Here is a 19,270-nt window from a genome sequence, read left to right as displayed (position 1 = left end):
ACTTGGGCCCCCGGAACGGAACGGGGAGCGAGGGCGGTCGGATAGCCGGTGTCGAGGGCGCTCACCAACCCCGGGACCGAACGGAGCCGACCCGCCGGTCAGAAGCGGAAGACGTGACCGGTGTAGGACGTCAGCACGCAGTCGTTGGGGAAGGTCTCCTTGTACTCGACCTTGCGACCGTCCCAGACACCGGTCGCGGTGACCGTCACCGGCGCGTAGATGAAGGTGCACGCCTGGTCGGTCCGCACATCGAGCTTGTTGATGTCGCCATCGACGCTGGCGAGCTCGTTACAGGCGAAAACGGGTTCGGGATGCGTGCCGCCGGCCGGTTGACAGGTCAACGCCACGCTGCGGGCGAACGGAGAAACCTCCTCACCCGGGTTCGACGTGAGCACGAGGGCGGACGCCGACGGGTTGCTCTCGGTGGCGGGTTCCGATGCGGCGTTCGCGGGAGTCGCGCCCACCAGAAGCAGGGTTCCGCCTGCGGCGAGCGCTAATCCCAGGAGCCGGTTTCTCACGATCGAGGGTCCTTTCTCCGAAACCGTTTTCCATGTGTCCGAGCGCCTTCTGGGCACTCCACACGTAATACGTGGGTTGGCCCTCCGGACTCGCGGTGACGATTCTCATAGCGAGGTTCCGTCAGTGTCGATCGTGGCGCGACGAAGTTGACTCGTTCGTGATTCAATCGAGGTGGCCAGGTTGTTTTCGGTAGCAACTAGGGCTTGCCCTGCGCAGTTGCACTCTGTGCAATGTCACCTGTTCGTGGCCGGGACTGGCTGCGGACGCCTGGCGCCGCGCGAACCAGGGGCAGCGCCGCCCTTAATTTCACCGAAACAGGGGATCGACATGCGCGAGGGTGCTTCGGCACGTGGTGCGGAAGCCAACTTTTGGCAGGCCTGCGTGGAACTGCGTCCACAGTTGGTCCAAATGGCTACACACTACTGCGGTAGTGGGTATGACGCGGAGGATGTCGTGCACGATGCGTTGGTGCGCGCCGCGGAATTCCCACGATTGGACCGGAACCGGATGCGGCAGTTCCTGGTGGCCGTCGTCCGGCGACTCTGCGTGGACCGCTTCCGTCGGCGCAAGGTGGCACGCCAGTTCGATGACCACCCGCGGTTGCTACCCGTCGGCTCGGACGACCCGGCCGAACTGGTCAGCGACCGCGCGGAGGCGACCTGGATGTTGCGTCGCTGCGGGCCGCTGACGGCGCGGGAGCGGCGGATCCTGCTCTGCCTGGCCAGTGGCCAGGGGCATCAGGAGATCGCCCGCGAGCTGGGCATCACGACCAGGGCCAGCGAGTCCGCGGCGAGCCGGGCCCGGTGCCGGGCCCGACGGCGGGCTCACCTGGTCGGTTGACCCGGCAGGTCGCGGGGCGGGTGCCCCACCGGTCCCGTGACCGCCACGTCGACTTCGGTGAACAAGCGAGGGGCGCCGTTCCACCCGGAACGGCGCCCCTCGTCACGTTCGGCGGAACCCGCCCGGCGCGCGCCTCAGAGCTGGTTGGCGCGCAGCGCCATCGCGGACTTCTTGTTGGCGGCCTGGTTGCGGTGGATGACGCCCTTACTGGTGGCCTTGTCCAGCTTGCGGCTGGCCTCGCGCAGCAGCACCAGGGCCTTGTCCTTGTCACCGGCCTCGGCGGCCTCGCGGAACCTGCGGATCGCGGTCTTCACCGAGGACTTGACCGACTTGTTCCGCAGCCGCCGCTTCTCGTTCTGGCGGTTACGCTTCATCTGCGACTTGATGTTGGCCACGCGAAGCCCCTTGTCTCGAGTTCGATGGGTGTGCCGCGCTCACTGGCACCCACGCGACACGCGTGGGTCTTCCTCCACGGCGGAATGCCGCACGGCACGGCTGGCCATCCTAACAGCGTCCGTTCGGGGCACCCACCCGAACCCGCTCGCCACCGGCCACCCGTGATCTGGGTCATTGCCGGCGCCCGGGCGGGGGTCGGGCTTCCTAGGGTGCCGAGGTGATGAACGCACTGGGGTGGCCCGGGTTTGCTGACGTCTCCCTGGCCGGGCTGCTCTTCCTCTGCCTGGCGGCCTTCGCGGCCGGAACGGTCGACGCGGTGGTCGGCGGGGGCGGCCTCGTCCAGCTCCCGGCGCTGATGCTGTTGGGTGTCGGTGGCCATCCGGTCTACGCGGTGGCGACCAACAAGGTCGCCGCGGTCGTGGGTACCTCGGCCGCGCTTCGCACGTATGCCAGGCGAACCCGTATCCGGTGGCGCTCGGCGGTCCCGATGGCCGCGACCGCGCTTGCGGGTGCCTACGGCGGGGCGACCGTGGCGGACAAGCTCTCCCCGGGCGCGCTCAACGGCATCGTGCTCACCGCCATCGCCGGTGTCGGCTACTACACCTGGCGCCGTCGGGAGCTCGGCCTGCACGAGAGCACCCGCTTCGGACCGCGCGCTGAACTCGCCCTGATGACCCTGGGCGGCGCGGTGCTGGGCTTCTACGACGGCATGACCGGCCCCGGTACCGGCTCCTTCCTGGTGTTCTTGCTGGTCGGCCTGCTGGGTTTCGCGTTCCTGCGCGCCTCGGCCACCGCGAAGGTGGTCAACGTGGCCACCAACATCGGGGCCCTCGCCTACTTCGCCCCGGCCGGGAAGGTGCTGTGGGGTCTGGGGCTCGCCATGGCCGTGTTCAACCTCGCCGGCGGACTGGTCGGCGCCGGCGTCGCGGTGCGCTACGGCTCGGTCTTCGTGCGCCACGTCTTCCTGGCCGTGGTCGCAACGCTCCTGGTCACCCTGGGATGGCGGGTCGCCTTCGGCGGCTGACCAGCCCCGCACGCGCTGGCCCAGGGTGCCCGACCGGTGGGCCGCCCGCGGGGCAGGTGGGCCCCGGCACTGACGTGTTCCGCCGCCCGGGTCGGGGGCCGGCCGAGGAGGCGGGAAGACGCCGACCCCGACCGCGGCTTCCCGCCGCGCCAACGGACTTACCGACCCTTCCCGATCCGGCGAAGCAACGGTTGTCCCGAACCGGTGAGAACCCCTACTCCCCGACCGCCCAGAGACGAATAACTCCGAAGGTGCTTTACACGTCACTCAAGCGAAGTGACTGCGCGGACCGGAGGCGGGAATGGCCTGCCGCGGGGGTGCCGTGACACGCCGACCCCGTTTCATACTGGGAGTAATTGAATTACTACTCCCTGTGATGTGGAGGTCGGCGTGGCGGGACCTGGGCGCGGCAGCGGCACAACGGTGTCGGCCGGCGGCCTCGTCGAGGTGCTGGTCGGCGCGGGCTTGGGGGCGGTGGTGGCCTGCGCCGTGCAGCTGCTCGCGCGCGACGTGATCCTTGCGCGGGTGACCTCGGCGCTCGGGCAACCCGAGGTCAGCCGGCTCAGCCTGCAGGCCGGACAGTGGCGGTTGCAGTACGGCTCCGTGATCGCCAGCCTGATCAACTTTCTGGTGCTGACCTCGGTGGCGTTCGCCGTGTTGTGCTCCGTGCGGTGGGCGGCCCGGTGGCTGCGGCAACGTCGAGCGGGGCGGGCGGCCGACGGTGCGGAACAGGGCGCGGACTCACCCGGCTGAGCGGCCTACGTTCGCCGCGGGGTGATCGCGCCGCGTCCGAGAGGGGTTACTCATGCGTCAGGTTGCATACTTCCCGGGCCCGTGCCGCGACTCGCCGCGGTCCCGCTCGTCGACCCCGGCGGTGGTGGTCCCCGGCTGGCGCGGGGTCGGGGAACACCACCGCCGGCGGTGACGACCCCCGGGTAGCGGAGTGTGATCAACGCATTCGGCAAACGACCGCCCCCGCGGTCCTGGCTCAAGGGGAAGGACGAAGGCGTCGCACGCCCGATTGCCCTGGTGTGCCACTCCACCGGGTCGGGCACCGACCCCTGTCGACCCCGGCGAGGTCAGCACCTGCGCTGGCCCGACCATTGCGACCGTGTTGGCGAACCTGCGGTGGACTCCGGTGGCCTCAGTCCGAGCTGGGCCACACCCCCAGGGACGTCCGTGTTCCGCGGCCACGACCGGTACTTCGCCAACAGCGTGATAGCGGCAGGGCCCCTCCCCAGCGGACCAGGCGAGCCCGGTACACCGCACGCAGGCCAGAACCTGCCGGGAAGGCTTGGGAGGTAACGGAGGGAGGGCATTTGGCCCGCTGCCTGAGCGCACTCCGCCTGAGAGCGGTCAGCTCCCGGCGGTGACGGCGGTTGTCGTGCTACGGCGCCCCTTACGTCCGCCACAGTTGGCCGGAAGCGGGAAACCGGTTGGGCACGCCTTGATCTGTGGGGCAGGCAAGATGCCTGACCCGCTCACTGATCGTCCGCCCGCTCCGTCCCATCGTTCGTCCCCGCACCAGCACCGGTCTCGTCCGCCGGCCGTTTGCGTGGCCGGCCGCGGCGGGCGGGCCGACGGGCATCCGGCGGCAGCCGACCCGCCTCGGCCAGTGCCTTGCGCAGCAGGAACTCGATCTGCGCGTTGACACTGCGCAGCTCGTCACCGGCCCAACGAGCCAGCGCGTCGTGCACCGCGGGGTCCAGGCGGAGCAGGAAGCTCTTCCGTTCGGCCACTCACGGCTCCCCTGCGACGCGTCCGTCCGAAGTCCCGGCTCACTGGTAGAGCGACCCGGTGTTGACGACCGGCTGCGTCGACCGGTCCCCACACAGCACGACCAGCAGGTTGCTGACCATCGTCGCCTTGCGTTCCTCGTCCAGCTCGATGACGTCCTTCTCGGCGAGCTGGTCCAGCGCCGCCTGCACCATGCCCACGGCACCCTCCACGATCTTCGCCCGCGCCGCCACCACGGCCCCGGCCTGCTGCCGCTGCAACATGGCCTGCGCGATCTCCGGCGCATAGGCGAGGTGCGTGAACCGCGACTCCACGATCTTCACGCCGGCCGCCTGCACCCGCGCCGCGATCTCCGTCGACAGCTTCTCGGTGATCTCGTCGGCGTTCTCGCGCAGCGACAGCCCCGAGCTGGTGTGCGTGTCGTAGGGGTAGGTCGTCGCGATGTGCCGCACCGCCGTCTCGGTCTGCGTCTCCACGAACGTGACGAAGTCGTCCACCTCGAAGCTCGCCTGCGCCGTGTCGGCCACCTGCCAGACCACGACCGCGGCGATCTCGATCGGGTTGCCGTCGGCGTCGTTGACCTTCATGACCGAGCTCTCGTGGTTGCGGATCCGGGTGGAAACCTTCACCCGCGTGGTGAACGGGTTCACCCAACGCAGGCCCGGCTCCCGCACGGTCCCGGAGTAGCGGCCGACGAACTGCACGACCCGCGCCTCACCGGGCGCCACCGCGACCAGCCCGGGGAGCAGCAGGCTCCCACCCGCGGCGACGAGCACCCCCACGGTGATGCCCAGACCGGAGTCCACCACCGCCGAGCCGACGATCACCGCGGCCCCGACCAGCATCAGCAGCACGCTCAGCCCCAGCACCCCGAGCCCGTTCAGGTCCAGGGCGCGGCGCTCCCGCACCGCGGGCGCGGGCAGGTCCAGCTTGTGCTCCCCCGACATCAAGACCTCCTCCTCCACCACCGGCCCCTTGCCGGCGTGCCATCAAAGTGATATCACTTTTTACCCGGCGGTGCGAGGGGGTGCCGCTGGGGAGGGGGCAGATGGGGAACCTTGCGAGAGGCCGGTCGCGGCCCAACCACGGATCGAGGCCGGCGAGGTCGGCATCGGGCGGACGTGCCGAACCTCACCGGGCGTCCCTACCGTGCCCTGCGCGGCCCCGTGCCGTTCGCCGCGAGCCCGGCGCGCCCGAGCGAGCCGAGGCTCGTACGGGCACCCTGGCCGAGGCACTGATCGGCATCCGGGCCAGGTGGGCGGTGCGTGCCCTGCCCAGGCTCGCCGCATCGCCGGTGGGCGCGGTCGCCGTGGACGAGCTACGCGCCTGGCGGTGCGACCCACGGCGGCAGGCGGCACTCCTTCCGGTCCTGCTCGTCGGCCTCGCCGCTCCACTGGTGCCCCTGCTGGCGGTCGGCGCGCTCCAGGGCGCCGAGTTCCTGCCCTACACCGCCGTCGCGGTCGTCCTCATGGCCTACGCCAACACCAGCGACGTCCACCTCGAACAGCCTTCCCACGCCTCGACACATCCCGCGGCAGTGCACGTCCGGGGACGCCAGCTCGCATGGCTGCTCTGGGTCGGCCCGGTCTCTGTCGTCGCCGCGCTCGCCCTGCCGGCGCTCGCCGGACGAGCCGAGACCTACCCCTGGGTGCTGAGCCTCGTCCCCGCGCTGCTGGGCACCGCCGCCGGCGCGCTCGTCGTTCCGCCCGCGCTGTGCCGCTCGCCACACCGCTCGGTCCCGGGTCGGGCAACGCGACTCGTGCTCCCGCTCGGCGTGGCAATGGCCGCCGGGCCGGAGAGCGGGCTCGTGCTGGCCGGTGACCTCGCCGGATGCGACATCCTGCGGTGGCTGGCGGTCCCGACCGGGGTCACCGTGGGTGTCCTCGCCGCATGGTGGCTCGGTCGCGTCGCGGCCGCCCGGGTTGCTCCGGCACTGCCCGCCGGGCCACCGCCCCGGTAGGTTCCCGCAGGTCGCCCGGTCACCGGCCGGGCGCGGACGAGTGCCGCCGCCCGACCGGCCCGGACAAGGGTGCGGGGCACCAGCGGACTCGTGGGACCATGAAGCGTCACCCATTCGCTTGCGAGGAACCCGAGTGAGCACGTTCGCCGACAGCACGTTCACGCCGCCGGAGCGCATCCGGAACTTCTGCATCATCGCCCACATCGACCATGGCAAGTCGACGCTGGCCGACCGGATGCTGCAGCTCACCGGCGTGGTCGAGGAACGCACCATGCGTGACCAGTACCTCGACCGGATGGACATCGAGCGCGAGCGCGGCATCACGATCAAGGCGCAGAACGTCCGCCTGCCCTGGCGCCTCGACGGCACCGACCACGTGCTGCACCTGATCGACACCCCCGGCCACGTCGACTTCACCTACGAGGTGTCCCGCTCGCTGGCCGCGTGCGAGGGCGCGATCCTGCTGGTGGACGCGGCCCAGGGCATCGAGGCGCAGACGCTGGCCAACCTCTACCTGGCGATGGAGAACGACCTGACCATCGTCCCGGTGCTCAACAAGATCGACCTGCCGGCCGCCGACCCGGACAAGTACGCCGCGGAGCTGGCCCACATCATCGGCTGCGAGCCGGAGGACGTGCTGCGGGTGTCGGCCAAGACCGGCGCGGGCGTGCGCGAGCTGCTCGACGAGGTGGTGCGGCAGGTGCCGGCCCCCCGGGGCGCCGACGACGCCCCGGCCCGGGCGATGATCTTCGACTCGGTGTACGACACCTACCGCGGCGTGATCACCTACGTGCGGGTGATGGACGGCAGGATCACCCCGCGCGAGCGGATCCGGATGATGTCCACCGGTGCCACGCACGAGCTGCTCGAGGTCGGGATCATCTCGCCGGATCCCAAGCCCTGCAGGGGACTCGGGGTTGGCGAGGTCGGCTACCTGATCACCGGCGTGAAGGACGTCCGGCAGTCCCGCGTGGGCGACACCGTCACCAGCGAGCGCAAGGGCGCCACCGAGCCGCTGGGCGGCTACCGCGATCCCAAGCCGATGGTCTACGCCGGGCTCTACCCCCTCGACGGCTCGGACTACCCGGAGCTGCGGGAGGCCCTGGACAAGCTGCAGCTCAACGACGCCGCCCTGACCTACGAGCCGGAGACCTCGGCCGCGCTGGGCTTCGGGTTCCGCTGCGGCTTCCTCGGCCTGCTGCACCTGGAGATCACCCGGGACCGGCTGGAACGCGAGTTCGGCCTCGACCTCATCTCCACCGCGCCCAACGTGGTGTACCGGGTGGTCATGGAGGACGACACCGAGCACGTGGTGACCAACCCCTCCGACTGGCCGAAGGGCAAGATCGCCGAGGTGCACGAGCCGGTCGTCAAGACCACGATCATCGCCCCGTCGGACTTCGTGGGCGCGATCATGGAGCTGTGCCAGAGCCGGCGCGGCCAGCTCGGCGGCATGGACTACCTGTCGGAGGACCGGGTCGAGCTGCGCTACACCCTGCCGCTCGCCGAGATCGTCTACGACTTCTTCGACACCCTGAAGTCCCGCACCCGCGGCTACGCCTCGCTGGACTACGAGGAAGCCGGCAGCCAGACCGCGGACCTGGTCAAGGTCGACATCCTGCTGCAGGGCGAACCGGTGGACGCCTTCAGCGCGATCGTGCACAAGGACGCCGCCTACGGCTACGGCACGAAGATGGCCAGCAAGCTGCGGGAGCTGATCCCGCGGCAGCAGTTCGAGGTGCCCATCCAGGCCGCCGTCGGCTCCCGGATCATCGCCCGGGAGACCATCCGCGCACTGCGCAAGGACGTCCTCGCCAAGTGCTACGGCGGTGACATCTCGCGGAAGCGCAAGCTGCTGGAGAAGCAGAAGGAAGGCAAGAAGCGGATGAAGATGGTGGGCCGCGTCGAGGTGCCGCAGGAGGCGTTCGTGGCGGCACTGGCCACCGACGAGTCGGGCGAGAAGAAGCCCAGGAAGTAGCCCGCCCGCGCGCGGCGGCGCGATCCCGGGTGGATCCGGCCCACCACCGCCACGGTGGGCCGGACCCGGGGCGACGCGGACGCGACCAAGATCTAACCGGATGTAATCGTCCGGACCCACGACATTGTTAACAGTCACCCGGGTGCGTTTGCTTGAGTCGCATACAAAGGTGAACAAGTCTCCTTTTTGCCTGGTGTTCGTAATGACGACACCGAACCGGGCGTTCACTCGAGCGGGTGGCTCTGCCAGCATAACTTGATCTGTTTTTCGCTGTCCCGCTAGTTTTCCGCCCGTCCCCCACCAACCGGCGCCGGCCCGGCGTCGGAACGTCAGGACCACCAAGAGTTGGGAGCAACCGGAGAATGTCCATGCGTAAGGTCGTGACCGCGGCTGGCGTCGGAGTTGCGGCCGCCCTCGCCGGTGCCGTCCCCGCCTCGGCCGCCGCCGACGGGGTCGACAACGCCGGAAAGCTGTGCGACCTCGGCACCGCTGGCAACCTGAGCAAGACCTGCGATCCCGGCAATGTCAAGAAGCCGGGGGAGTACCTGAACCTGGGCACCTACGGCAACTACAGCACCCTGGTCGAAGGCAAGAAGTAGGACGGCGGGCGGGTCGTTTCGTCCGTGCCGGTGACAATGGCGAGGGCTTCCGCGCGGTCGCGGCGCGCGGAAGCCCTCGTTCCGGCGTGAGCAAGGGTTTCCGGGAATCCGAGCCCCGGAAAGTCCCCGTGCCCAGTTGTGCGGTGTCCGAGGGCGTACGGAAGTCCCACCGGTCGGGCGTGCACCGGTCCTGTGGTCTCCTTGGCGGACACTATCGCACGACACCCATTCCGCCACGGCGGTGCTGCGCTGTCTCCAGACCCATTTCCAGAATCCGGTCAGGGCAACTCGAAATGCTGGTAGTCGATCGGGTCGGTCCAGTGGCCGCCCCAGGTCCAACCGCGGTCGGTGAAGGCCAGCACGGGCGGTTCGCCGTCGTGCAGCATCCCCGGATCCCGCCGGGACCGGTCCAGCCAGGGGCCGCCGTTGGCCGGCTGCACACCGTTCTCGTCCAGATACGGGTTGATCTTGGGGTTGACGTCGATCGCACGGCCGTAGGCGTGGTACGACCACCGCCCGGTTCCCGGGATGCCCCGGCAGTTGAACGCTGAAGTGTTGTTGTCCCGCATGGACAACTCGTCGTCGGCGTTGTCGTAGTTGTCGACGGTGCGCATCTTCTCGATGGGGAAACGCATCCGATAAAGGTCGGCGAAGACCTCGATGACCGGTCGCACCCGGTCCTGGTGCACCACCATCCGCCCCAGGTGCGCGCGGCCGTCCATCCCGACGTGGGTCATCACGATCATCCGCAGGTCCTCCGGCGGCACCGGGCAGCCTTCCCGCCAGGTGGCGCCGAGCTGCTTCGCGGTGACCGAATGCGCGACCGCGAGAAACGGGGGCAGTGGGTGCGGGTCCGGCGCGGCGCTGGCGGGTGCCGCCATCGCCACCGTGAGCAGTGACACGAGTAACAGGGAGCGCATCGGTTCAGTCTCGCGGAGAGCCGGAATCCGGTGGAAGCGCGGTCACCCGGCGCGACCACGCCGCCGCCGGGCGATGATGGGCACCGCCACCATCAGCAGGAGCACGGCGACGAGCGGACCGGGGCCGAGCAGGGTGAGCCAGTGTTCCACCGAGGAGCGGACCTTCTCGGTCGTCTCCACCACCGGATCCCCTGGCTTCCCACGGCTGCGGAGCAGATACGTCGCGTAGTAGAAGACGTAGAAACCGGACGCGAACAGCAGGACGCCGGTGATCCGGGGGATGTGGGGTGCCAGGCGGCGAAAGACGTTCAGCGCGTCCATCGCCACGCTGACCCCTGCCGTAGGGACCGCGACCACGAGTGCGAAACCCACCCCGTAACCGATTGCCGTGAGGACTACGCCGAACGGCGTGCTCCCTGGTACATCGATGGTCGCAATGAAGGGGCCCAACGCGCAGCCCAGCGAGGCGGCGGCGTAGGCGGCCCCGTAGCCCAACGTGGGGCCGACCCACTGACTGGCCTGCTTCGACCCGGGGATCACAGACGGCAGGTTCCGCCCGGCGACCAGCAGGATTCCCGCCATGACCGACAGAAACCCGACCACCAGGGCCAGGACGGGCGCGTAGTCCTGCCACGGCATCGTGACCGAGGCGACGACGGCCGCACCGACCCCGAACGTTGCGACAAACCCGGCCGCCATCACGCCACTGGTCACCAGGGCCCGGCGCAACGCCGGAATCCTCGCCAGCCCCCGACCCCCGGCCACGACCACGAGGACGTAGGCCAGCAACATCGTGAACGCGCACGGGCTCACCGCGGCAATCATCCCAGTACCAACCGCACTCACATCCCCCATCGTCCAAGAAGGACCAGCCTGGACAACGGCGGTCCGTCCAAGGGTGCGGAGCGGCCAGCCCGGGAGAGCCTGAGGCCGCGCCCTACCGTCCGCCGGCCTCGGGGCGGCTCGTTCGCCCCCAGGTCCACGGCCGGGTTCGCCGGTGGCAGATCGGCTTCGGCCCGGGTGGAACCGGGCGATCGGAACGATTGCCCGAAGCCGGGCCCGGCTGCAGATGGTGGATCATCTTCGCAGGCAGCGGCGACTGTGCCGGTTGCCGCCCGGGCCCTCCGTGGCCGTTTGCCCGCGCGGCGACCACGGAGAGTCGCCCACGATCGACCCAACGGCCAGGTACGTGCCGTACGCCTCAGTCCGGCGGCCTGTGGCGTCCGCTGCATCCCGGAGCGTGGAACCGAGGCACCGATCTAGGGTGCGGCGAGTGATCACTGAGCTGCGGATCCCCGTGATTGCCGCGCCGATGGCCGGCGGTGTGTCGACCCCGGAGCTGGTGGCGGCGGTGGGTGGAGCCGGCGGGTTCGGCTTCCTCGCGGCCGGCTACCTCACCCCGGAAGCGCTGGCCGACCAGATCGCCCGCACCCGTGAGCTGTCGGCCACGCCCTTCGGCGTCAACCTGTTCGTGCCCGGCCCGGCCGGCCACGCCGATGTCGACAGCTACCGGCAGCACCTGCGGGCCGAAACCGAGCGGTACGGCGTGGAACTCGGTGAGCCGCGCTGGGACGACGACCACTGTCGCGCGAAGCTCGACCTCGCCTTGGCCCAGCGTGTTCCGGTTGTTTCCTTCACCTTCGGTTGCCCGGACGAGGACGTTGTCCGGAAGGTGCACGAGGCGGGCGCCCAGGCCGTGGTCACGGTGACGACGCCGGCCGAGGCGCGCGCCGCCGTACGCGCGGGCGCCGACGCCGTCTGCGTGCAGGGCGCCGAGGCCGGGGGACACCGCGGCGTCTTCCACGACGACGGGATCTCGCCCGGCGGCGGCGAACTGATCGGCACCCTGGCGGCGCTCCGCCTGGTCACGGCCGCCGTCCAGGTGCCGGTCATCGCCGCCGGTGGCCTGGTGACCGGCGCCGATGTGGCCGCCGTGCTCGCCGCCGGTGCCACGGCGGCCCAACTCGGCACCGCGTTCCTGGGCTGCCCGGAGGCCGGCACCCAGCCCACCCACCGCGCAGCCCTGCGTGACACAGCCCGGGGAACCGCACTGACCAGGTCCTTCACCGGCCGTCCCGCACGCGGTCTGGTGAACCGCTTCCTGCTCGACCACAGCGCGCACGCTCCCGCCGCGTACCCGCAGCTACACCACCTGACCAAGCCGCTGCGTGCCGCTGCCTCCCGTGCCGACGACCCGGAAGCCATGTCGCTGTGGGCCGGGCAGACCTACTCCCTGGCCGAGTCGATGCCGGCCGGCGAGCTCCTCTCCCGGATTCACCGTGACGCCAGGGAGGCGCTGTCCGCCGCCGCCGACCGGCTGTCCCGAAGGCAGCGCTGAGCGCGGTCAACAGCGGTCGCCACCAATACCTCCCGGAGAACGCCGTCAAGCACCGAGCGCTCCTGCCCCGGGCACCAGGTACGCCGGGACAGGAGCTCTCGTCGGTCAGCCGACTTCGGTCCGTTCCACCTTCGCCAGCGCCGAGTTCCGGTAGGAGTAGGCGAAGTAGAAGATCAGCCCGAGCACGAACCAACCCGCGAACCGCAACCACGTCGTCATCGTCAGCTCGGTGATCAGCCAGACGGAGAAGAGGATGCCGATGATCGGGACGACCGGCATCCCGGGGCAACGGAACGTGCGCGGCAGGTCCGGCTGCCGGTAACGCAGCACGATCACCGCGACCGACACCACGATGAACGCCAGCAGGATCCCGATATTGGTCAGCTCGGCGGCCTCCTTGATCGGCAGGAAACCGGCGATGAGCGCCGAGGCGACCCCGACGATCCAGGTGACCCGGTGCGGCACCTTGCGCGTGGGGTGCGTGGCAGCGAACCACTTCGGCATCAGGCCGTCCCGGCTCATCGAGAACCACACCCGCGTCACTCCGAGCATGAAGGTGAACAACACGGTGATGATGCCCAGGACGGCACCCACAGCGATCACCGTCGCCACAGCGGGTTGCCCCACGGCGGCGAACGCGTCGGCGAACGCACTCTCGTTGTCGATGTTCCGGTAGTCCTGCATCCCGGTCAGCACCAGGCAGGCCAGCACGTACAACACCATCGCGATGACCAGCGAGTACACGATCGCCCTGGGCATGTGTCGTTGCGAATCCTTGGATTCCTCGGCGGCCGTGCTCATCGCGTCGTAGCCGAACACCGCGAAGAAGACCGTTGCCGCACCGGTCACCGCACCGCCGAAACCGAACGGGAGGAACGGCGTGTAGTTGTCGGTGTTGATGTGGAAGAAACCGACCACGACGACCAGCAACACGACGCCCACCTTGAGCCATACCAGGGCCGTCTCGAAGCGGGCCGCGTTCTTGATGCCCAGGTTGAGCAGGTAGGCGATGAGCAGGCAGAGTAGGGCGGCGAACAGGTCGACCTTGTGCCCGCCGCCGGTTCCCGGCGCGCCCAGCATCCACTCCGGCAGCGGAATGCCGATGCCCGCCATGAGGAACTGGAAGTAGCCGGAGATCCCGATCGCCACCACCGCCACGATCGCGGTGTACTCCAGCAGCAGGTCCCAGCCGATGAACCAGCCGACGATCTCGCCGAGCACGGCGTAGCCGTAGGTGTAGGCCGAGCCCGCCTTCGGGATCAGCCCGGCGAACTCCGCGTAGGCGAAGGCGGCCGCGGCGCTGGCCACGCCCGCGATCAGGAACGAGATCAGCACGGCCGGGCCCGCCGTCTTGTTGGCGACCGCGCCGGCCAGGGAGAAGACCCCCGCACCGATGATCCCGCCGACGCCGATCGCGGTGAGCTGCCACAGCCCGAGCGAGCGGCTCAGCTCACCCTCGTGCTCGCTCGCGATCTGTGTGACGGGTTTGCGGCGGAACACCCCGGTTCCGCCGCCCAGCCCCCTCTGCTGCAGGGTCATGCGCACTCCTTCCGCCGCGCGTCGTTGCGCGTCCCGGCGGGAAAGTAGTTCACCAATAGGGGTGAAGATCTAGGAGATTTGTCACGAACCTGCGGTGGGGGCGCGTCCAGCGACCAGATTGACGCGCCGAGTCGGGCCCAGCGTGCAGCCCACCGGGGCCGAGATCGACGCGTGGGTCCCTCCGGGCGCCGCCCGGAAACGACGCAGGGGTAGGTGGGAGTCACGGGCCTGACAGCCCCACCCGGCCGGCACACCGGCTGCCCGGTCCTCGCCACACCGAAACCGCCGAGAGGCACACCGGGTCGGCCGTCGCGTGGCCGCGCCGTGCCGTACGGACGAGTGAGCGCGTGCGTGGCCGGGAGCCCGGTCAGCGCAAGGGCCGGTGGACGGCTGCGCCGGCCGAGCTGCCGACCGGAAGCCCGCTCAGCGGGTGAAAACGATCTTTCCGGCGGTCTCGCCGGCCAGCATCGCCCGGAAGCCCGCCTCGGCGCGCTCCATCGGCAGCTCCTGGCCGATCTGCGGGCGCACCCCGGTCACCTCGAGGAACGACAGCAGGTCGGCCAACTGCTCCCGGGTGCCCATGGTCGCGCCGATCACACGGAGCTGGAGGAAGAACAGCCGCTGCAGCTCGGCGGCGGTGGCATCCCCGGTCGTCGCACCCGAAATGACGATCGTGCCGCCCGGCCGCAGGCACTTCACCGAGTGCGACCAGGTCGCCCGGCCCACGGTCTCGAACACCGCGTCCACCCGCTCCGGCAGCCGCGCACCGGGCTCGAAGGTGCGGTGCGCACCCAGCTCCTCGGCCAGCGCCCGCTTCTGCTCGCTGCGGCCGGTGGCCCACACCCGGAACCCGGCCGCCCGGCCGAGCTGGATCAGCGCCGTGGCCACGCCACCGGAGGCGCCCTGCACGAGCAGCGTCTGGCCCGGCCGCAGCCCCGACTTGTCGAACAGCATGTTGTAGGCGGTCAGCCAGGCCGTCCCGGTGCAGGCCGCCTCGGCGAACGACAGCGCTTCCGGCTTGGGCAGCACGTTCCTTCGCGGCACCACGACCGTGTCGGCGAAAGTGCCCTGGTACAGCTCGGTGAGCAGGGTGCGCTTCGGGTCCAGGGTCTCCGGGCCGGTCCACGCCGGGTCGCCGATCACCGAGTGCAGCACCACCTCGGTGCCGTCCGCCAGTACCCCGGCGCCGTCACAGCCCAGGATCATCGGGAACCGGTCGGGCTTGATCCCGACCCCGCGCAGCGTCCAGATGTCGTGCATGTTCAGGCTGGCGGCCCGTACCCGCACGGGCACCCAGCCCTCGGGCGGCACCGGATCCGGCCGTTCCCCCACCCTGAGTGCGGCCAGCGGGTCGTCGGGCTTGGGCTCAGCGGCGTACACGGCGAACATGGCGGAAACCTACCGCCGCTGCCCGCGCACACACCGTGACACCCATCACCCGGGTGCCCGCGGCGTACCCTGGTCCACCGTGCTGACCTGGCTGACCGAGTGGTGGGACGACGTCGAGCTGTGGCTGGCGCAGCTGTGGTTCCCGTTCCAGGTCACGCTGACCATGGTCGTGCTGCTGCCGGTGTGCTGGTTCGTCGCCTGGCTGATCGACCGGGTCGTGGACCGCACCTCCGCCGCCATTACTCGAACCGGCGAAACCGAGCCGCCGCTCGGTGGTTCCTACGACGCCCCGCCCACCGAGCGGGGCGAACCCGGTCGCGCCGCCGATCGTTCGTAGGCTGTCGTTCCGTGAGTTCCCGAAGGCGAGTCACCGCCGGCCTGCTCGGACTGATCGCGCTGGTCGTCGTGGCGTGGTTGGTGCGGGACCTCGGCGGTACCGAGCCGAGAAGCCCCCACCAGGACCGGCCGGCCGCCACGGTCACCAGCACGACCCCCGGCGCCGCCGAGGACGTGCCGGGCGCGGAGTCGGGCCTTCCGGTCAAGCCGCTGTCGGTGCTGCCGGCGGAGGCCGGGCGGACCTGGCGGCTGATCGAGCGGGGTGGCCCGTTCCCCTATCCCGACAAGGACGGCTCGACCTTCGGCAACCGCGAGCGCCTGCTGCCGGCCAAGGAGCGCGGCTACTACCGGGAGTACACCGTTCCCACGCCCGGTGACCGGACCAGGGGAGCGCGCCGCCTTGTAACGGGAACCGCGGGCGAGGTGTACTACACCGCCGACCACTACGTGTCGTTCGTCGTGGTCGATACCAGGCGGTAGGGGGGTGCGGGTGAGCGGTCTCCAGCAGGCGCCGTGTGGAACGACCGCGCGGCAGGTCATCGAGCGGGCCCGCCGGTGCGGGGCCGGCGCGTACGTGGTGGACGGCGCCGAGACGCGGGACAAGGCCGCGGCCCTGGACGCCATCGGTCGCGCGCTGTCGTTCCCGGCCTGGTACGGCCACAATCTCGACGCCCTCTACGACTGCCTCACCGACCTGTCCTGGCTGCCCGCGGGCGAGCACGTGCTGGTGTGGTCCCGGCACCGGGAGCTGGCCACACACGACCGGGATGTCTACGAGGCGGTGATGGGCGTGCTGGCCGACGCCGCCGAGACCAACCAGCGGCTGACCGTCGTCCTCACCGACGGGTGACCCGCTCCGGACGCCCTCCCCGCGTGGCCGGGGACGCCGTGCCCGCTCAGTCGCGCGGGACCCAGGACGGCGGCCGCTTCTCCACGAAGGCCCGGATGCCTTCCTGGCCCTCCTCGCTGGCGAAGTACCCGGCCGACAGCTGCAGCATCTCGGCGAGGTCCTCGCGCAGGTTCGCCGCCCGCGGCCGGCGGAGCATCGCCTTGGTAGCCGCCAGCGCTCGCGGCCCGCCCAGGGCGAGCATGTCGGTGTACCGGCGCACCTCGTCGTCCAGCGTGTCGGCCGGGACCGCCGAATTGATCAAGCCGGCTGCCACGGCCCGCCGCGCGTCGAACTTCTCGCCGGTGAGGAACAGCTCGTGCGCCGCACGGGGGAGCAACCGCGGCAACACGGTGACCGAGATGACCGCGGGGACCACTCCGATGCGGACCTCGCTGAACGCGAAGGTCGCGTCCTCGGCGGCCACGGCGATGTCGCAGGCGGCCACCAGGCCGACACCGCCCGCGCGGGCGGGACCGACCAGCCGGGCCACCACCGGCTTGGGGCTGTTCCAGATCTGCTCCAGGATCGCGGGGAACTCGTGAACGCCCTGCGTCTGCGCGTCCGCCCCGCGCGACTCCTTCAGGTCCATCCCGGAGCAGAAAACCGGGCCGGTGTGGCTGAGCACCACGACCCGGACTGCCGCGTCGTCGACGGCCCGCGTCAGGTGGTCACGCAGCTCCCGCCGTAGCTGCGCCGACAGCGCGTTGCGGTTGTGCGGGGAGTCGAGCGTGATGGTCGCGACGCCGCGCGCCACGTCGTAGTGCACCAGCTCATCAGCCATGTGCCGGACCCTAACGGGCGTCACGGCGCTGTCAACGCCGGAGACGGGGAGCCCGGGTGAGCCGGCCGGACCCCCGGCGCTGTGCTGCCCCGGTCCCGCGAGGTTCGGCGAGAGGCATCGTTCGGGTCCGGCTTCGGCCACTTGGCCGCGATTTCCGGCGATGTCCGGGCATTCCAGTTCGGACAGGGCGCTGTGGACGGCCTACGCCATCCCCCGGTATGCGGAGTAGTCGTCACCAGCCCGGATAGCGGGTGTACCAGTCGTCCGATTCCGGCGGTTGCTGACCGAACTCGCGCAATCCGTCTCGGGCAACGGTTTCGATCAACTGCCGTAGTTCGAGATTCTCCAGCCAGGGCACCGGAATGGCGGTCAGCCCGTACCGGGCACCTGCGATGTTGCCGCAAATGGCGCCCGTGGAGTCGCTGTCGCCGTTGTGGTTGACCGCGAGGACGAGCGCCTCGGCGACGTTGTCGGTCGCCAGCGCCGCGCACAGGCCGATCGCCAGTGCCTCCTCGCCGATCCAGCCGCCGCCCAGCCGCTCCGCGATCAACTCCGGGGTCGGACGCCCCTGCCCGGTCAGCTCGATGGCCCTGTCCAGCGCGGAAAGCGACTCCTCGTGGCCCTCCCAACGCGCGAGCAGCGACCGTGCGGTGTCAACCGCGGCCGGCAGCGAGCCGCCTCGTATCAGCTGGTGCACGATGACCGCGAGTACTCCCGCGGGCAGGTAGCCGCTGGGATGGCTGTGCGTCAAGGCACCGGTCGTTGCGCCCAGGTCGAAGACCTCGGCGGGATCCTCGGACCACAACGCCACCGGCGCTGCCCGCATGACGCCGCCGCATCCCTTGGAGTCGTTGATCCGCCGGGTGATGCCTGCCGGCTCGTCGCTCCTGGCGAACGCGAGCAGCGCGGAGATGCACGTATTGCCCGGAGCGCGGGTGGCGAAGAGTTCCCGGTGGGAGACCAGCCACCCGTCGGGCCCGTCGGTGTCTTCGGCGAAGCTCCCACCTGCCGCCGCCCATGCCCTGCCCTGGGTGTGCAGCCACCGCTGGTAGGCGTGCTGTATGACGCGGATGTCGTCTCCGGTGCCGCGTTGCCGCCTGCGTATGTGCGCGCGAATCAGCCCTTCCAGGGTGAAGAGCGTCATCTGGGTGTCGTCGGAGATCTCGGCCGGGCCTTCCCGGTGGTTGAAGTCGGCTAAGCCCCTGTCGCCGTGAAGGCGCCGAATCTGGTCGATGGTGAGGAACTCGATGCCGTATCCGAGGGCGTCACCAACCGCCCCACCCAGGATGCTGCCGACGAACCGTTCTTCCATCGCATCTTCCCGAGGTACTTCCACCGGATCCGCTCCGACCTGATCGGTGCCGGTCTCGATCGCCTTCGTCTGCGCCGCTTTCGCCTCGACTGCTGGCGCGACGACCGGCTGTGCGGGTGGGACCGGGCTTGTCCCGTTGACGGTGGTGAGGGTGTTGGCGTGGACCGCAACCGTTGCTGGGATGTTGGTTGAGGGGACCGAGCTGGCGGGGTAGCCGGACGCGGCAGGGGCGAAGGCCGCGCCGGGCGGAAACGCCTGCGGCGTTTGCGGTCGGTAGTCCGGGTTCGGCTCGTAGTCGTCGGTCACCTCGCCCCGCGCATCGATCCGGTAGCGGCCGATGATGCCGTGTGAGGGGACCTTCGACCGGTCGGCGAACCGTGGGTCGGGCACGTCCAGCCACTCGTTCGGCTTTCGCCGCGCCCGCTCCCGTAGCCGTTGGGTGACCTGTGGGCGAGGAGGCTCCGGGCGAGGCCTCGCCCGGGGCGCCGACCACGCGGGCCGGTACCGGGGGTTGGGCACGTAGTCGTCGGTGATGCGGCCGCGGGCGTCGACCCGGAACCGGCCGATCACCGCCTCGGCGGGAATCCCACGAACCAGGTCGTAGCCGGGGTCGGTGATGAGTAACCAGTTGTTGGGCACGCTGCGGGCCCGTCTGCGCATCTCCGGCGAGATGGCCGGCTTGTGCTCCCACATCCGCATGGGGTTCCCGTGGC

General features: G+C 70.3%; 20 protein-coding genes. 10 read left to right on the top strand and 10 right to left on the bottom strand.

The features are described from left to right. Window positions 1-98 precede the first annotated feature (98 nt). Window positions 99-518 carry an SSI family serine proteinase inhibitor gene (locus tag IEY55_RS12385; RefSeq protein ID WP_189057241.1) on the bottom strand — a complete coding sequence of 140 codons (420 nt, stop codon included), beginning with the start codon at window positions 516-518 and terminating at the stop codon, window positions 99-101. Between the two features lie 328 nt (window positions 519-846). Between IEY55_RS12385 and IEY55_RS12380 the strand changes: the two genes are divergently transcribed. Next, entirely contained in the window at window positions 847-1,359 is a 513-nt protein-coding gene (locus IEY55_RS12380; RefSeq protein WP_268239300.1) for an RNA polymerase sigma factor, read from the top strand. 134 nt (window positions 1,360-1,493) lie between these two features. On the opposite strand, the gene rpsT is transcribed toward IEY55_RS12380, so the two are convergent. Next, complete coding sequence (gene rpsT, locus IEY55_RS12375; protein ID WP_189057238.1) at window positions 1,494-1,754, bottom strand: 30S ribosomal protein S20; 261 nt, start codon at window positions 1,752-1,754, stop codon at window positions 1,494-1,496. 221 nt (window positions 1,755-1,975) lie between these two features. Here rpsT and IEY55_RS12370 point away from each other — a divergent pair, with 221 nt between their 5' ends. Beyond that, the gene (locus IEY55_RS12370) at window positions 1,976-2,779 is read left to right on the top strand and encodes a sulfite exporter TauE/SafE family protein (protein ID WP_189057236.1); all 804 of its coding nucleotides are present in this window, start codon (window positions 1,976-1,978) and stop codon (window positions 2,777-2,779) included. 390 nt (window positions 2,780-3,169) lie between these two features. After that, on the top strand, window positions 3,170-3,532 hold the full coding sequence (locus IEY55_RS12365; protein WP_189057234.1) for an MscL family protein: 363 nt from the start codon (window positions 3,170-3,172) through the stop codon (window positions 3,530-3,532). A gap of 728 nt (window positions 3,533-4,260) precedes the next feature. On the opposite strand, the gene IEY55_RS12360 is transcribed toward IEY55_RS12365, so the two are convergent. Both IEY55_RS12360 and IEY55_RS12355 read right to left on the bottom strand, forming a co-directional pair. Next, complete coding sequence (locus tag IEY55_RS12360; protein ID WP_189057232.1) at window positions 4,261-4,518, bottom strand: type II toxin-antitoxin system antitoxin; 258 nt, start codon at window positions 4,516-4,518, stop codon at window positions 4,261-4,263. Between the two features lie 39 nt (window positions 4,519-4,557). Further along, window positions 4,558-5,463: an SPFH domain-containing protein gene (locus IEY55_RS12355; protein ID WP_189057230.1), complete on the bottom strand. Its 906-nt coding sequence runs from the start codon at window positions 5,461-5,463 to the stop codon at window positions 4,558-4,560. 314 nt (window positions 5,464-5,777) lie between these two features. Between IEY55_RS12355 and IEY55_RS12350 the strand changes: the two genes are divergently transcribed. The 3 genes from IEY55_RS12350 to IEY55_RS12340 all read left to right on the top strand — a co-directional run bounded on the left by IEY55_RS12350 (window position 5,778) and on the right by IEY55_RS12340 (window position 9,053). Next, entirely contained in the window at window positions 5,778-6,476 is a 699-nt protein-coding gene (locus IEY55_RS12350) for a hypothetical protein (RefSeq protein ID WP_189057228.1), read from the top strand. A gap of 133 nt (window positions 6,477-6,609) precedes the next feature. Next, the gene (lepA, locus tag IEY55_RS12345) at window positions 6,610-8,454 is read left to right on the top strand and encodes a translation elongation factor 4 (protein ID WP_229686302.1); all 1,845 of its coding nucleotides are present in this window, start codon (window positions 6,610-6,612) and stop codon (window positions 8,452-8,454) included. Between the two features lie 368 nt (window positions 8,455-8,822). Next, window positions 8,823-9,053, top strand: coding sequence for a hypothetical protein (locus IEY55_RS12340; protein ID WP_189057224.1), 231 nt, complete (start codon window positions 8,823-8,825; stop codon window positions 9,051-9,053). Window positions 9,054-9,331: 278 nt separating this feature from the next. Here IEY55_RS12340 and IEY55_RS12335 read toward each other — a convergent pair whose 3' ends face one another. Both IEY55_RS12335 and IEY55_RS12330 read right to left on the bottom strand, forming a co-directional pair. Then, window positions 9,332-9,973, bottom strand: coding sequence for a M15 family metallopeptidase (locus IEY55_RS12335; protein WP_189057222.1), 642 nt, complete (start codon window positions 9,971-9,973; stop codon window positions 9,332-9,334). A gap of 42 nt (window positions 9,974-10,015) precedes the next feature. Further along, window positions 10,016-10,819 (bottom strand): hypothetical protein, encoded by an 804-nt coding sequence (locus IEY55_RS12330; protein ID WP_189057220.1) that lies wholly within the window; start codon window positions 10,817-10,819, stop codon window positions 10,016-10,018. Between the two features lie 223 nt (window positions 10,820-11,042). Between IEY55_RS12330 and IEY55_RS12325 the strand changes: the two genes are divergently transcribed. Further along, entirely contained in the window at window positions 11,043-12,311 is a 1,269-nt protein-coding gene (locus IEY55_RS12325; protein WP_268239303.1) for a nitronate monooxygenase, read from the top strand. A 105-nt stretch (window positions 12,312-12,416) separates the two neighbouring features. Here the strand turns inward: IEY55_RS12325 and IEY55_RS12320 are convergent, their stop codons facing one another. Then, complete coding sequence (locus IEY55_RS12320; protein WP_189057216.1) at window positions 12,417-13,850, bottom strand: amino acid permease; 1,434 nt, start codon at window positions 13,848-13,850, stop codon at window positions 12,417-12,419. A gap of 423 nt (window positions 13,851-14,273) precedes the next feature. Further along, the gene (locus IEY55_RS12315) at window positions 14,274-15,239 is read right to left on the bottom strand and encodes a zinc-binding dehydrogenase (RefSeq protein ID WP_189057214.1); all 966 of its coding nucleotides are present in this window, start codon (window positions 15,237-15,239) and stop codon (window positions 14,274-14,276) included. Here IEY55_RS12315 and IEY55_RS12310 point away from each other — a divergent pair. The 3 genes from IEY55_RS12310 to IEY55_RS12300 are packed head-to-tail and all read left to right on the top strand — an operon-like array spanning window position 15,238 to window position 16,425. Further along, entirely contained in the window at window positions 15,238-15,576 is a 339-nt protein-coding gene (locus IEY55_RS12310) for a hypothetical protein (protein WP_308424749.1), read from the top strand. The two genes, IEY55_RS12315 and IEY55_RS12310, sit on opposite strands and share 2 nt — an antisense overlap. An 11-nt stretch (window positions 15,577-15,587) precedes the next feature. Further along, window positions 15,588-16,055 (top strand): guanyl-specific ribonuclease, encoded by a 468-nt coding sequence (locus tag IEY55_RS12305; RefSeq protein WP_189057212.1) that lies wholly within the window; start codon window positions 15,588-15,590, stop codon window positions 16,053-16,055. Window positions 16,056-16,065: 10 nt separating this feature from the next. Continuing rightward, entirely contained in the window at window positions 16,066-16,425 is a 360-nt protein-coding gene (locus tag IEY55_RS12300; RefSeq protein WP_189057210.1) for a barstar family protein, read from the top strand. Window positions 16,426-16,471: 46 nt separating this feature from the next. Here IEY55_RS12300 and IEY55_RS12295 read toward each other — a convergent pair whose 3' ends face one another. Both IEY55_RS12295 and IEY55_RS12290 read right to left on the bottom strand, forming a co-directional pair. After that, window positions 16,472-17,245 carry an enoyl-CoA hydratase family protein gene (locus IEY55_RS12295; RefSeq protein ID WP_189057208.1) on the bottom strand — a complete coding sequence of 258 codons (774 nt, stop codon included), beginning with the start codon at window positions 17,243-17,245 and terminating at the stop codon, window positions 16,472-16,474. 232 nt (window positions 17,246-17,477) lie between these two features. Next, on the bottom strand, window positions 17,478-19,256 hold the full coding sequence (locus tag IEY55_RS12290) for an ADP-ribosylglycohydrolase family protein (RefSeq protein ID WP_189057206.1): 1,779 nt from the start codon (window positions 19,254-19,256) through the stop codon (window positions 17,478-17,480). Between the last annotated feature and the right edge of the window lie 14 nt (window positions 19,257-19,270).

It is taken from the genome of Longimycelium tulufanense (assembly GCF_014645795.1).
GTDB lineage: Bacteria > Actinomycetota > Actinomycetes > Mycobacteriales > Pseudonocardiaceae > Longimycelium > Longimycelium tulufanense.
This window is presented reverse-complemented; position numbering and strand designations above follow the sequence as displayed.

What these genes read in the sequence shown, in the direction of transcription:
- IEY55_RS12380 (WP_268239300.1), top strand. Translation starts at nt 847, where the DNA reads ATGCGCGAGGGTGCTTCGGCACGTGGTGCGGAAGCCAACTTTTGGCAG.
- IEY55_RS12370 (WP_189057236.1), top strand. Translation starts at nt 1,976, where the DNA reads ATGAACGCACTGGGGTGGCCCGGGTTTGCTGACGTCTCCCTGGCCGGG.
- IEY55_RS12355 (WP_189057230.1), bottom strand. Translation starts at nt 5,463, where the DNA reads ATGTCGGGGGAGCACAAGCTGGACCTGCCCGCGCCCGCGGTGCGGGAG.
- IEY55_RS12340 (WP_189057224.1), top strand. Translation starts at nt 8,823, where the DNA reads ATGCGTAAGGTCGTGACCGCGGCTGGCGTCGGAGTTGCGGCCGCCCTC.
- IEY55_RS12335 (WP_189057222.1), bottom strand. Translation starts at nt 9,973, where the DNA reads ATGCGCTCCCTGTTACTCGTGTCACTGCTCACGGTGGCGATGGCGGCA.
- IEY55_RS12325 (WP_268239303.1), top strand. Translation starts at nt 11,043, where the DNA reads ATGGTGGATCATCTTCGCAGGCAGCGGCGACTGTGCCGGTTGCCGCCC.
- IEY55_RS12320 (WP_189057216.1), bottom strand. Translation starts at nt 13,850, where the DNA reads ATGACCCTGCAGCAGAGGGGGCTGGGCGGCGGAACCGGGGTGTTCCGC.
- IEY55_RS12310 (WP_308424749.1), top strand. Translation starts at nt 15,238, where the DNA reads ATGGCGGAAACCTACCGCCGCTGCCCGCGCACACACCGTGACACCCAT.
- IEY55_RS12315 (WP_189057214.1), bottom strand. Translation starts at nt 15,239, where the DNA reads ATGTTCGCCGTGTACGCCGCTGAGCCCAAGCCCGACGACCCGCTGGCC.
- IEY55_RS12295 (WP_189057208.1), bottom strand. Translation starts at nt 17,245, where the DNA reads ATGGCTGATGAGCTGGTGCACTACGACGTGGCGCGCGGCGTCGCGACC.
- IEY55_RS12290 (WP_189057206.1), bottom strand. Translation starts at nt 19,256, where the DNA reads ATGCGGATGTGGGAGCACAAGCCGGCCATCTCGCCGGAGATGCGCAGA.